This window comes from Streptomyces sp. PCS3-D2, assembly GCF_000612545.2.
Taxonomy (GTDB): Bacteria; Actinomycetota; Actinomycetes; order Streptomycetales; family Streptomycetaceae; genus Streptomyces.
Genome location: NZ_CP097800.1, coordinates 3,929,001 through 3,941,648, shown reverse-complemented (window position 1 = coordinate 3,941,648; position 12,648 = coordinate 3,929,001). Strand labels below are relative to the sequence as shown.

The following is a 12,648-nucleotide window of genomic DNA, read 5'->3' as shown; positions in this document are numbered from 1 at the left end:
CCATTCCCACCCGAATGAGTGCGTGAGGGCGGTTTGAGCCCTGATTCCCCTCAGCCATCCACCGGTCAGGAATGATCTATTCCTGTGTCCACAGCGACGGCGCACAGCCTGTGGATAAACTTCGGACGGTCACCATTCCTGTGGACAAGAACCACCTCCGGCCCTGCTCAGGGACGACTCAGGATCCGGCACGCTGCCCCTTTTCGGGGAATGCGGCCGCTTTTATTGACAGCCCGAGAAGGGCCACTTCCGGTCAGCGATCAAGACTTATCCATTCGTTGCAATCAGGACATAGCGACACGCAGCGTGATATCGGTGTGATCCAAGGAAGCCCAGCCCGGTAGCCTGGAGGGGTGATTGACCTCCGGCTGCTCCGTGAAGACCCCGACCGTGTCCGCGCCTCGCAGCGCGCTCGTGGAGAGGACGTCGACCTCGTCGACGCCCTGCTCTCCGCGGACGAGCGCCGCAGGTCCTCCGGCATGCGCTTCGACGAACTGCGCAACGAGCAGAAGTCGCTCGGCAAGCTCATCCCGAAGGCCTCCCCGGAGGAGCGGGCGGAGCTGCTGAAGAAGGCCGAACAGCTCAAGCAGGACGTCAAGGCCGCCGAGGCCGAGCAGAACGAGGCCGACGAAGCCGCGAAGCGCCTTCTCCTCCAGCTCGGCAACATCGTCCACGAGGACGTACCCGTCGGCGGCGAAGAGGACTTCACCGTCCTGGAGACGCACGGCACCATCCGCGACTTCGCCGCCGAGGGCTTCGAGCCCAAGGACCACCTGGAACTCGGCGAACTGCTGGGCGCCATCGACGTCGAGCGCGGTGCGAAGGTCTCGGGCTCGCGCTTCTACTACCTGACCGGTGTGGGAGCCCTGCTGGAGCTGGCGCTGGTCAACGCCGCGATCGCCCAGGCCACCGAGGCCGGTTTCATCCCGATGCTGACCCCGGCGCTGGTCCGCCCGCGCGCCATGGAGGGCACTGGTTTCCTCGGCCAGGCCGCGGAGAACGTCTACCACCTGGAGAAGGACGACTACTACCTGGTCGGCACTTCCGAGGTCCCGCTGGCCGCGTACCACATGGACGAGATCATCGAGGGCGACCAGCTGCCGCTGCGGTACGCCGGCTTCTCCCCCTGCTTCCGCCGTGAGGCCGGCACCTACGGCAAGGACACCCGAGGCATCTTCCGCGTCCACCAGTTCGACAAGGTCGAGATGTTCTCGTACGTCGCGCCGGAGGACGCCGAGGCCGAGCACCAGCGGCTCCTGGAGTGGGAGAAGCAGTGGCTGACGAGCCTGGAGCTGCCGTTCCAGGTGATCGACGTCGCCACCGGCGACCTGGGCGCCTCCGCCTCGCGCAAGTTCGACTGCGAGGCATGGATCCCGACCCAGGGCAAGTACCGCGAGCTGACCTCCGCATCGAACTGTGACAGCTTCCAGGCCCGCCGCCTGTCGATCCGCTACCGCGACGGCAAGAAGACCCAGCCACTGTCCACGCTGAACGGCACCCTGTGCGCGGTTCCGCGCACGATCGTGGCGATCCTGGAGAACCACCAGCTGGCCGACGGATCCGTTCGGGTTCCTGAGGCGCTCCGCCCGTACCTCGGCGGCCGCGAGGTCCTGGAGCCGATCAACAAGTGAGCCCGGCCCCGTTCCCCTACAAGCTCGTCGCGACCGACCTCGACGGCACGCTGCTGCGTGGCGACGACACCGTCTCGGAACGCACCCGTGAAGCGCTCGCCGCGGCCACCGCGGCGGGCGCGGCACACATCATCGTGACCGGCCGTTCGGTGCCCTGGACCCGTCACGTACTGGACGACCTCGGCTACGAGGGGATCGCCGTCTGCGGACAGGGCGCCCAGGTCTACGACGCGGGTTCGCACCGGCTCATGACCTCGGTGACGCTGGACCGGCAGCTGGCCGGGCTGGCGCTGTCGAAGCTGGAGGCTGAGGTCGGCCCGCTGGCCCTGGCAGCCAGCCGCGACGGGGTGGACGGCAAGGTCCTGTTCGGGCCCGGCTACCAGGTACAAGAGGGGCTCCCGGCCCTCTACCTGGAGGACACCGCAGCCATGTGGACGGCTCCGCTCAACAAGCTCTACATCCAGCACCCGGAGCTGGACGACGACCAGCTCGTCAAGGTGGCCCGGGAGGCCGTGGGAAGCCTCGTCGACGTTGTCATGGCGGGGCCCGGCATCGTCGAGATACTGCCGCTGGGCCTGACGAAGGCCACCGGCCTGTCCCTGGCCGCGCGCCGGCTCGGGGTGAAGGCGACGGAGACGATCGCCTTCGGCGACATGCCGAACGACATCCCGATGTTCGGCTGGGCCGCCCACGGGGTGGCCATGGCCAACGCCCACCCGGAACTCAAGGCGGTGGCCGACGCGGTGACGACCTCCAACGAGGAGGACGGGATCGCCGTGGTGCTGGAGCGTCTGCTGGGCGCCGGATAACGCGCAGGACCTACGAAAGGTCCGGGGTGGCCCGCGCCGGAAGGCGCGCTCGAAGTGGCCGCCCCGGACCTTTCTTGTTGCTCCCCGCACTCCTTACTCTGCCCCGGCCCGAAGCCCCGTACCAGCGAATTTCCGCGCATCAGCCGTGAATCCGACGGCGCCGCCCATAGGCGACGGCCAGTGGGTGGACCCGGGGCAATGCCCCGCGAAAACGGAGGCCGACCCGCCACGTTTCACGTGAAACGTGGCGGTGTTTCATCTGGAACGACGTGGCGGGTGAGCGGCCAGGACAGCAGTCCGACGGCGAGCGCTATGGCATGGCCCAGGTCGGTGAAGGTGCCTCCGGTGACGAGCGGGATCCCGAAGAAGGCGAGCACTCCGACCAGGTAAAGCCATCTCCATGGGCCGGGGAGCCGGTAGGTGAGGACACCTATCGAGGCCGCGAGGCCATAACTGACGCCGATGTCGACGACGTGAGCCATGCTGCGCGGGGCCCGGTGGTCCTGGATGGCCGTCAACAGGACCCTCTGGCTGATCAGCGTGGCGACGACATGGGCGGTGGCCACGATGACGAGCCAGCGCAGGGTGCCGAGCCAGCGTTCGACGGGTGCGTGGAAGACCTCGAAGAGCGCGGCGTAGAGAGCCAGGGAAGCCGGGTTCTCGATCCAGAACGCGCTACTGAGGAGGGCGCGCACGGGGTACTGGACGAGCTGGTGGATGTTGCTGCTGTTTCGGTGCAGCAGGACGCGTTCCGTCTGGTCCGGCACGATCGCGACGATGACGCTGGTCACGGCGATGATCAGCAGCCAGATGTGCGTTCCGGGCGAGGAACGTATCCAGGACCGCAGGGGCCTGGACGGCTCCGGGTCGGTGCGCTCGATCATGCACCGATGATGGCCCTCGAAACGGTGCCCCGCCCGGCCGGTGGGCCGGGCGGGGCACAGTCGGGCGAGTACTGCGGCAGGGCCTACTCCTCGCCGGCCAGTGTGAGGCGGCGCAGCTTCTGGCCTGCGTAGACGGTGGCTCCGACGGTGACCGCGACGAGCAGGACCGAGGCGGTGGGCAGGCCCACGGTGGCGTCGACATAGCCCTCACCGGCGACCTTCTCGGCGAGCGCCAGGGCCCACTGCTGGACGCTGAGGGTTTTGGCACCCTCGACCAGGCTGCCGAAGAGCGACTCCCAGATCAGGGCGTAGACCAGGCCGAAGACGACGGCGTGCCGGCTGACGGTGCCCAGCAGCAGGAACAGAGCGCTGTAGGCGATCGAGGCGACGAGTGCGGCGATCGTGTAGGCCACGGCGATCTGCTGGCCATTGCCGTTGAGGATGAAGCCGGCGATCAGGGTGGGGATCGCGGAGAAGGCCATGGTGACGGCGATCGCCACGATCAGCTTGGTCATGATGATCGTCGGGCGCTTCACCGGCTTGGCCAGCAGGTAGACGATGGAACCGTCGTCGATCTCGGGACCGATGGCGCCGGTACCGGCGATCACCCCGATCAGCGGGACCATGGTGGCGAGGGCGAAACCCCCGAGCAGGTCAGCTGCGACCTTGTCGTCCAGCCCCGTGAAGGCGCGGACGGCGATGGAGATGACGATCAGCAGGGCGGGAAGGGCGAAGAGGATCAGCGCGCGGCGCCGACCGAGCAGGGCCCGGTAGGTGAGCCGGGCAACGGTGGGGTCGTACATGGGTGCCAGCTCCTTTCAGGCCGTGACGAGGTAGGAGAAGACCGACTCGAGGGACTCGTCCGAGGGCGAGACCGTCAGCAGCCGAATGCCGTGCTGTCGGGCCACCTGGGGCAGCAGCTCGGTGAACCGGCCGAAGTCGACGGCCTGGATGCGCAGCGCGCCCTCCTTCAGGTCGACCTCGATGCCGGCCGTGGAGGGATCGGCGATCAGGGCCGCGGCGAGGGACCGGTCGTCGGAGGAGCGGACGAGGTAGCGGTGCGGGCGGTCCGTCATCAGGCGGCGGATCTTGCGGAAGTCGCCGGAGGCGGCGTGCCGTCCGGCCACGACCACCTCGATGTGCGAAGCGAGCTGCTCGACCTCCTCCAGGATGTGGGAGGAGAACAGAACGGTGCGTCCTTCGTCGCCCATGCGCCGCAGCAGGTCCATCAGCTGCATCCGCTGACGCGGGTCCATGCCGTTGAACGGCTCGTCCAGGAGCAGCACGGACGGGTCGTGGACGAGAGCGGACGCCATCTTCACGCGCTGGCGCATGCCCTTGGAGTAGGTGGAGATCTTGCGGTCCTGCGCGTACTCCATCTCGACGGTGGCGAGCGCGCGCTGCGCCGCCGCGTCGTCGAGGCCGTGGAGCTCGGCGTTGGCCACGACGAACTCACGGCCGGTGAGGAAGTCGTACATCGCCTCGCGCTCGGGGACGACGCCCACCTGCCGGTAGATCTGTTCGTTGCGCCAGATCGGGGCGCCGTCGAGGGTGACGGTGCCCGTGGAGGGGGCGAGGAAGCCGCCCATCATGTTGATGAGCGTGGACTTGCCCGCGCCGTTGGGGCCCAGCAGTCCCGTGACGCCGGGGCCGACGCGCATGGTCACGTCGTTGACGGCGACGACGTTCCCGAACCAGCGGGAGGTGTGGTCGATGTCGATGGTGGTCACAGCCCGGCCTTCCGGTAGCGGGCCATCAGGGCGGCATAGGAGCCGGCGATCAGGCCGAGGGCGACGAGCAGGTAGACGAAGCCGATGCCGGCCGAGGGGCCCTCACCGCCGGGGAAGGCGGAGCTGGCGCCGAGGAACGCGGTCTGCACGCCGTCGACCAGGGTGATCGGTGAGAACAGGCCCAGCCAGTCGATGGCTGCCGTGTTCCCGGTGCTGTAAGCGATGCCCTGCACCGCGGTGACCGCACCGTAGGGGATCAGGAGCACCGCGATGATCGCTGCGACACCGAAACCGCGGCGTGGGGTGAGCGCGGCCATCACCAGGCCGATCCCGGAGAAGAGCAGCGACAGCAGCAGAACCGACACGAGTCCTTGCCCGAATCCCTTGGTCTGGTCGGTGAAATCGAACTTCGCCAGCAGCGCGCCGATCCACATGATCAGCAGTGGCGTCGCGGTGAGGATGAACATGGCCGAGGCCATGGCCGCGTACTTGGCCACGACGTAGTCGACGCGCTCGATGGGCCGCGAGAAGTAGAGCGGGACCGTCTTGAAGCGCAGGTCGCGCGAGACGGACTGCGGCGCCTGGGAGGCGAGGTAGAGGCCGATGACCACCTGCGTGGTCAGGGCGTACGTCGTGTACTTGATCGGCAGGTCGGTGGAGCCGGGCACCGCGATGGCCACCGCGACGATGATCAGCGCGGGGACGCACATCACCGCGAAGAGCAGCATCGGGAGAACCTTGGACTTGGCGGACCGGCCGAGGCCGTAGGCGCCGCGCAGGGACTGCGAGAACAGCGACGTGCGGGCGTAGGCGCGGCCGAGCCGGGGTCCGTCGTAGGACCGGTAGCCGATGTTGTGGATCTGCGTCGACGTCTCAGGCGCCATCGGAACCGGCTCCCTTCTGCTGAGCGGTGTACACGGGCTGGTCGTTGTCGCGGAAGACCTCCGCGATGTGGTGGCGGCGCTGTTCCATGCGGACCAGGCCGACGCCCAGCTCGGCGACGGTGTCGCGGATGGTGTCGTAGGTCTGCTCGCCGGTGGCCTCGACGAGGAGGATGTGGCCGGCCCCGGGCAGACCCTGCTCCGCGCCGGCGTGCAGGGTCAGGCCCGCCTCGGTCAGCGCCTTGCGCAGGGCGGTGGTGCCGTCCGGGTGGAGGTCGGAGTCGGTGACCTCGACCGCGAGGGTCGTGGTGGTCTGGGTGAAGTCGCTGGTGGAGCTGGAGCGCAGCAGTGTGCCCCCGTCGACGACCACGACGTGGTCGCAGGTCCTCTCCAGCTCGCCGAGGAGGTGGGAGGTGACCAGGACGGAGATGCCGAAGTCGGTGTAGACCCGGCGGATCAGGCCGAGCATCTCGTCGCGGCCGACCGGGTCCAGGCCGTTGGTCGGCTCGTCGAGGAGGACCAGCTGGGGGTCGTGGACGAGAGCCTGGGCGAGCTTGACGCGCTGCTTCATGCCGGTGGAGTAGCCGCCGATGGGGCGGTACCGCTCCTCGTACAGTCCGACGTGGCGCAGGGTGTCGGCGGTGCGCTCGCGAGCCGCGGTCGGCGGCAGGCCGGACATGCGCGCCATGTGGACGACGAACTCGGTGGCCGAGACGTCGGGTGGCAGGCAGTCGTGCTCGGGCATGTACCCGACGCGTTCACGTATGGCGCTGCCATGCGTATTGACGTCGAGGCCGAGCACGGTGGCGCTGCCCTCGGTGGCGGGGGACAGTCCCAGCAGGATCTTGATCAGCGTGGACTTGCCGGCTCCGTTGGCGCCCACGAGCCCGGTCACGCCGGGGCCGATGTCCAGGGAGAGCCGGTCGAGGGCGGTCACTCGGGGGTACCGCTTGCTCAGGCTTTCAGTCGCGATGACAGTCACGGATCCGACGTTAGTGGCGGGGCTGTCGTAAGGCGTCAGACCTGGAGCTGGATCCCGTCTCCGCCTTCAGGCGTACACGCCCGTACGGGAGGTTGATATGGACCGGACAACTTTGTCCACAGGTCCGTGCACGCCCCTTGACGCGATCTCCGGGCATTGTCACATTCATCAGTGTCAACTTACGGGCATACGGCTACACGGATGGACGGGCTGACATGGCTGGGGACACCAGGCAACGCACCGCGCGGCACTCCGGAGGGCTCTCCGCCGACCTGAGCGGGTTCAGGGAGGTGCAGCGCCTCGCCTACGCGTGCGCCGAGGCCGTCGCGGCCCAGCTGCGGCCCGGAGTGACCGAGCGCGAGGCCGCGCGCATGCAGCGCGAGTGGCTGCGCGACCGCGGGGTACGGGACTGGTTCCACCTGCCGTTCGCCTGGTTCGGGGACCGTACCGCCTTCGCCGGCTTCCGGATCCCGCTGCAGTTCTTCCCGACGAACCGGCGGCTGGAGCCGGGCATGCCGTTCATCCTCGACATGGCGCCGGTCCACAAGGGCTTCTCGGCGGACATCGGATACTCGGGCAGCCTCGGCCTCAATCCGGTGCAGGACCGGCTCATGTCCGATCTGCGGGCGCACCGGGCGCTCATCCTGGAGCAGGTGCGCGAGCGCCGCTCCCTGCGGGAGATCTACGAGGACGTCGAGCGGCTGATGAACCGGCAGGGGTACGCCAACCGCCACCGCGCCTACCCCTTCGGCGTGATCGCCCACAAGATCGACCGGGTCGAGCAGCGGCGCTGGTCGCCAACGCTGTTCGGGTTCGGCGCCCAGTCCCTCAAGGGACTGGCCGGTGATGCGCTGCACGGACACCGTGAGGGCTGGTCCCCGCTATGGAGCCCCTACCGCTTCTCCGACCATCCGCCGCAGCCCGGCCTGTGGGCGGTGGAACCGCACCTGGGCTTCCGGGGCACCGGCGCGAAGTTCGAGGAGATCCTCGTGGTCACCGACTCGCGGGACCCGCAGGAGAGCGCGTTCTGGCTCGACGACGATCTGCCGCACGTGCGGCGCTGGGCCGAGGAGGAGAAGGCAGCATGAGCGGCATGAGCGGCGTGAGCCGAACAGGAGCGGGGGAGCTCCCGCGTGCGCGGGAGCGCTGGGTGCGCAGCGGCGGGGTCGAACTGTGCGTGGTCGAACTCGGCGAGAAGGGCCGCCCGACCGTGCTGCTGGTGCACGGCTACCCGGACAGCAAGGAGGTCTGGACCGAGGTCGCCGAGCGGCTCGCGACCCGCTTCCACGTCGTGCTCTACGACGTACGCGGCCATGGCCGCTCCACCGCGCCGCAGCCGCTGCGCGGGGGCTTCACCCTGGAGAAGCTGACCGACGACTTCCTGGCGGTGGCGGACGCGGTCAGTCCGGACCGGCCGGTGCACCTCGTCGGCCACGACTGGGGTTCGGTGCAGGGCTGGGAGTTCGCGACGGTCGGCCGTACGGAGGGGCGGATCGCCTCCTTCACCTCGATGTCGGGTCCCTCCCTGGACCACTTCGGACACTGGATCAAGAAGCGCATGTCGCGGCCGACTCCACGGGCGGCGGCGCAGCTCCTCGGGCAGGGCGCCAAGTCCTGGTACGTCTACCTGCTGCACACGCCCGTGCTGCCGGAGCTCGCCTGGCGCGGGCCGCTCGGCAAGAGGTGGCCCGGGATGCTGCAGCGCGTCGAGAAGGTCCCGGCCGGCTCCTACCCGACGGCCTCGTTGTCCTCGGACGCGGCGCACGGTGCCTGGCTCTACCGCGACAACGTGCGCCCGAGGCTGCGCCGGCCGCGCTCGGACGCCTACGCCCACGTACCGGTCCAGCTGATCACCCCGACCGGGGACGCGTTCCTGTCCGAGCGGCTCTACGACGGCCTGGAGCGCTGGGCACCGGACCTGCTGCGGCGGACCCTGCCCGCCAAGCACTGGATTCCGCGGACCAGGCCCGACCAACTGGCCTCCTGGATCGCGGAGTTCGTCACGGCCCGGGAGGAGCCGGCCGCGCGGGCACCCGAGCGGAGGGCTCCGGCCCGGTACGCCGACCGCTTCGGCGGCCAGTTGGTCCTGGTCACCGGAGCGGCCAGCGGCATCGGCCGGGCCACCGCCTTCGCCTTCGCCGAGGCGGGAGCACGCGTGGTGGCGGTGGACCGGGACGCGGAGGGCGCGGCACGCACGGCCGACATGGCCCGCCTCGTCGGTGCCTCCGACGCCTGGGCGGAGTGTGTGGACGTCGGCGACGAGCAGGCGATGGAGAAGCTGGCGGCGAAGGTCGCCGCCGAGTACGGAATCGTCGACGTCCTGGTCAACAACGCCGGGATCGGCCTGTCCGGGGCCTTCCTCGACACCACGGCCGAGGACTGGAAGAAGGTCCTGGACGTCAACCTGTGGGGGGTCATCCACGGGTGCCGGATCTTCGGGAAGCAGATGGCGGAGCGCGGTCAGGGCGGGCACATCGTCAACACCGCCTCGGCCGCTGCCTATCTGCCCTCCCGCACCCTGCCCGCCTACAGCACCTCGAAGGCCGCGGTGCTGATGCTGTCGGAGTGCCTGCGCGCGGAGCTCGCCCCGAAGTCCATCGGCGTCTCCGCGATCTGCCCCGGCATCGTCAACACCAACATCACCGCCACCTCGCGCTTCGCCGGGGTGGACGAGGCCGAGGAGAAGCGCCGCCAGGAACGCTCCTCGCGGCTCTACGGCCTGCGCAACTTCCCACCGGAGAAGGTCGCCGAGGCGATCCTGGGGGCCGTGGTCCGCAACGAGGCGGTCGTGCCGGTCACACCCGAGTCGAAGGGCGCCCTGTGGATGTCCCGCTTCGCCCCGCGCACCCTGCGGCGCATCGCACGGCTGGAGCCCCGGCTGTGAGCGCGGGCCGGAGAGAGCCCGGCACGGCCATACCCCGCTCCCGCCGGCGGTCGTACCATCCCTCGCAGGAGGGCTCGCTGCGCAGGGCGGTCGAGTGCCTTGCGGCTTCACCTGCCGCACGGGCCGCGGCCGGCGCGCTCCGCACGGCCGGCCGAGCCACGACGTCGTAGGGAGCCGGGTTTGTCCGATCAGGCGGTGGCCGAGTACCGGATCGAGGATCTGGCACACCACAGTGGAGCGACGGTGCGCACCATCCGCGCGTACCAGGACCGCGGTCTGCTGCCCAAGCCTGAGCGGCGGGGCCGTTCCAACGTCTACCGGGACACGCACCTGGCGCGGCTGCGCCAGATCGCCGACCTCCTGGACCGCGGCTACACCCTGGCCTCCATCAAGGAGCTGTTGGAGGCCTGGGACGCGGGGCGCGGGCTGGGGGGCGTACTGGGGCTGGTCGCCGAGGTACACGGGCCGTGGACCGACGAGGAGGCGGCCCGGATCAGCCGGGACGAGCTGAACGAACGGTTCGGCGGCCTACCGGACGACGAGGCGGTGAGCGAGGCCTGCGAACTGGGCGTGTTGGAGCGGATCCCCGGGCGCCCGGACCAGTTCCTGGTGCCGTCCCCGCAGGAGCTGGCGGTGGCGGCCGAGCTGTACGCGGCCGGGGTGCCGCTCGCGGCGATCACCGGACACCTCCGAGAACTGCGGGGCCAGGTGGAGCACATCGCGTCGCGGTTCCTGGAGTTCACCACCGAGCACGTCTTCGCGCGCTACCTCGGGCAGGTGCCTCCCACCGACGCGGACGCCGCGGAGGCGGCGACGATGGTACGGCGGCTGCGGCCGCTGGCCCAGCAGACCGTGGATGCGGAGCTGGCCCGCGCAATGCGACTCTTCGCGACCCGGCACCTCCAGCGGCACCTAGGGGCGGCCGGGACGTCGCAGCCTACGGGTCCGTCGCCGGTGGCGCTACCGGCCGGGACGGTGCGGGCGGTGCAGGAGCTGGTCGGCGCCGACCACGTGGCGGAGTTCGTGCGGGCAGCGACGGAGCGGGAGCTCCAGGCCCGCACGATGAACGATCTGGCACGCCGGGGTGGCCGGTAGCCGGGCCCGTGGCGGGGCGGAACGGACGGGGCGACCCGTGGCGTCCGAGACGGGGTGACCCGTGGCGTCCGAGACGGATCTGTCCACTGCCTCCACAGGTCGACAGCTTCCACAGGGCGGATCACGCGTTTGCCGTCAAAACCCACCCAAACACCTGTGGACAAGTCCACTTTTCCTGTGGGCAACCGCGACCGCGGCTCAACCGATCGCCTGGTACTCGGCCCTATCGGGGCCGACGCCTTCCGCCGGCCCGGTCCCGGGCAGCGCGGCCGGCAGGACCGTCCCGCTGCCCGGCGTCGGCTCGGTCCCGCAGGCTTCGGAGTCCCCGGATGCGGCCGCGTCCTCCGCCCGGGTTCCGTAGAGGAAGGCCGCCACGGCCAGGCCGAGGACCCCGCCGAGCAACTGGGCGGCGACGAAGCCGGGCAGCGATCCGGGCGATATGCCGGTGAAGGAATCGCTGAAGCTGCGCCCGATGGTGCCGGCGGGGTTGGCGAAGGAGCCGGAAGAGGTGAACCAGATCGCAGCCGCGAGGTACGCGGCGACCGCGGCGGGGAGGAGCCTGGGGCGCCCGATGTGCCCCAGCCCCTGGATCACGAGGACGAGGCCGGCGGTGGCGATCACCTCGCCCACGAGGAGGTGACCTCCGTCGAGCACCTGGGTGGCGAAGGTGCCCGGGACCCGTCCGAACATGGCCTCCGCGAGAACAGCGCCGCCGATGGCTCCGACGGTCTGGGCCGCGACGTAGACGAGTACCTCGCGGCCGCCGAGCCCATCACCGCCGCTGCGGCGGGCCCACCAGGAGACGAGGGTGACCACCGGGTTGAGATGGGCGCCGGACAGCGGCCCGAAAAGGGTGACGATCAGCCCGAGGCCGATGGCCGACGCGAACGAGTTGGCGATCAGGGCGACACCGGCGTCGGAGCTGAGCTCCGCGGCCTTGAGCCCGGAGCCGATCACGACCATGAGCAGGCCGGCGGTCCCGATCAGCTCGGCAGCCGCGCGGCGTGGCAGAGAGGTGTGGACTGGCATGAGGTCTCCCCCGGAGCAGAAGTGATAATGGAAAATATATTCCGCATCTCGGAATGAGAATAGACGCTCGTCGGCCGTCCGCAGGCCGTCCGCAGGCCCACGGCAGCCGAAAATCCCTGCCGGAGGACGTGGGGGACGGGCACGCTGGGGTTCATGGACGAAAGACGCACCGTGAAGGTGTCCAAGTACCTCTCGAAACATCTGCGGCACCAGCCGGAACGGATCGGCCTGGTGCTGGACCCGCACGGCTGGGTGGAGATCGACGACCTGCTGCGCGGCGCAGCGGCGCACGGCTTCCACCTCAGCCGCGCGGAGCTCGACCACGTCGTGGCCACCAACGACAAGCGGCGGTTCGCCGTCGACGGCACCCGCATCCGAGCCAGCCAGGGGCACACCGTGACCGTGGACCTGGACCTTCCGGAGGCCGAACCGCCCGCGTACCTCTACCACGGCACCGTGGCCGCGGCACTCGACCCGATCCACTCCGAAGGCCTGCGCCCGATGGACCGCCACCACGTGCACCTGTCCCCCGACCGGGAGACGGCGACCCGGGTCGGCGCGCGCCGCGGCCGACCCGTCGTCCTCAGCGTGGACGCCGCGGCGATGCGTGCGGCCGGGCACGTCTTTCGAGTCAGCGCCAACGGGGTGTGGCTGGTGGACGCTGTGCCTCCGCAGTTCCTGCGCCTCCCGTAGCCCTGTGGGCTGCCCTGCGCCGGCGCCGGA

At 69.9% G+C, this 12,648-nt stretch carries 12 protein-coding genes; 6 read left to right on the top strand and 6 right to left on the bottom strand.

Annotated features, from left to right (window positions below):
• The first annotated feature begins 353 nt into the window (after window positions 1-353).
• Complete coding sequence (serS, locus tag AW27_RS17225) at window positions 354-1,631, top strand: serine--tRNA ligase (protein WP_037920263.1); 1,278 nt, start codon at window positions 354-356, stop codon at window positions 1,629-1,631.
• On the top strand, window positions 1,628-2,440 hold the full coding sequence (locus AW27_RS17220) for an HAD family hydrolase (RefSeq protein ID WP_037920265.1): 813 nt from the start codon (window positions 1,628-1,630) through the stop codon (window positions 2,438-2,440). Before serS ends, AW27_RS17220 begins: the two co-directional genes overlap by 4 nt.
• A gap of 233 nt (window positions 2,441-2,673) precedes the next feature.
• Here the strand turns inward: AW27_RS17220 and AW27_RS17215 are convergent, their stop codons facing one another.
• The 5 genes from AW27_RS17215 to AW27_RS17195 form a co-directional block, all read right to left on the bottom strand.
• Window positions 2,674-3,324: a rhomboid-like protein gene (locus AW27_RS17215; protein WP_037920267.1), complete on the bottom strand. Its 651-nt coding sequence runs from the start codon at window positions 3,322-3,324 to the stop codon at window positions 2,674-2,676.
• An 83-nt stretch (window positions 3,325-3,407) separates the two neighbouring features.
• Entirely contained in the window at window positions 3,408-4,127 is a 720-nt protein-coding gene (locus AW27_RS17210; protein ID WP_037920269.1) for an ABC transporter permease, read from the bottom strand.
• 15 nt (window positions 4,128-4,142) lie between these two features.
• Window positions 4,143-5,054, bottom strand: a complete 912-nt coding sequence (locus AW27_RS17205) for an ABC transporter ATP-binding protein (protein ID WP_037920272.1) — start codon at window positions 5,052-5,054, stop codon at window positions 4,143-4,145.
• Window positions 5,051-5,938, bottom strand: coding sequence for an ABC-2 transporter permease (locus AW27_RS17200; protein ID WP_037920274.1), 888 nt, complete (start codon window positions 5,936-5,938; stop codon window positions 5,051-5,053). Before AW27_RS17200 ends, AW27_RS17205 begins: the two co-directional genes overlap by 4 nt.
• Window positions 5,928-6,917, bottom strand: coding sequence for an ABC transporter ATP-binding protein (locus AW27_RS17195; RefSeq protein ID WP_078556253.1), 990 nt, complete (start codon window positions 6,915-6,917; stop codon window positions 5,928-5,930). Before AW27_RS17195 ends, AW27_RS17200 begins: the two co-directional genes overlap by 11 nt.
• Window positions 6,918-7,132: 215 nt before the next feature.
• Between AW27_RS17195 and AW27_RS17190 the strand changes: the two genes are divergently transcribed.
• From AW27_RS17190 to AW27_RS17180, 3 genes are all read left to right on the top strand, one after another.
• Entirely contained in the window at window positions 7,133-8,005 is an 873-nt protein-coding gene (locus AW27_RS17190; protein ID WP_037920278.1) for a M24 family metallopeptidase, read from the top strand.
• Window positions 8,002-9,801 carry an SDR family oxidoreductase gene (locus AW27_RS17185; protein ID WP_172671304.1) on the top strand — a complete coding sequence of 600 codons (1,800 nt, stop codon included), beginning with the start codon at window positions 8,002-8,004 and terminating at the stop codon, window positions 9,799-9,801. The genes AW27_RS17190 and AW27_RS17185 overlap by 4 nt, the downstream gene beginning before the upstream one ends.
• 180 nt (window positions 9,802-9,981) lie before the next feature.
• Window positions 9,982-10,896, top strand: coding sequence for a MerR family transcriptional regulator (locus tag AW27_RS17180; RefSeq protein WP_037920280.1), 915 nt, complete (start codon window positions 9,982-9,984; stop codon window positions 10,894-10,896).
• Between the two features lie 198 nt (window positions 10,897-11,094).
• Here the strand turns inward: AW27_RS17180 and AW27_RS17175 are convergent, their stop codons facing one another.
• Entirely contained in the window at window positions 11,095-11,925 is an 831-nt protein-coding gene (locus AW27_RS17175; RefSeq protein WP_078556256.1) for an aquaporin, read from the bottom strand.
• A 153-nt stretch (window positions 11,926-12,078) separates the two neighbouring features.
• Here AW27_RS17175 and AW27_RS17170 point away from each other — a divergent pair, with 153 nt between their 5' ends.
• A complete protein-coding gene (locus AW27_RS17170) occupies window positions 12,079-12,618 on the top strand; it encodes an RNA 2'-phosphotransferase (RefSeq protein ID WP_037920283.1) in 540 nt (179 codons plus the stop codon).
• Window positions 12,619-12,648 lie beyond the last annotated feature (30 nt).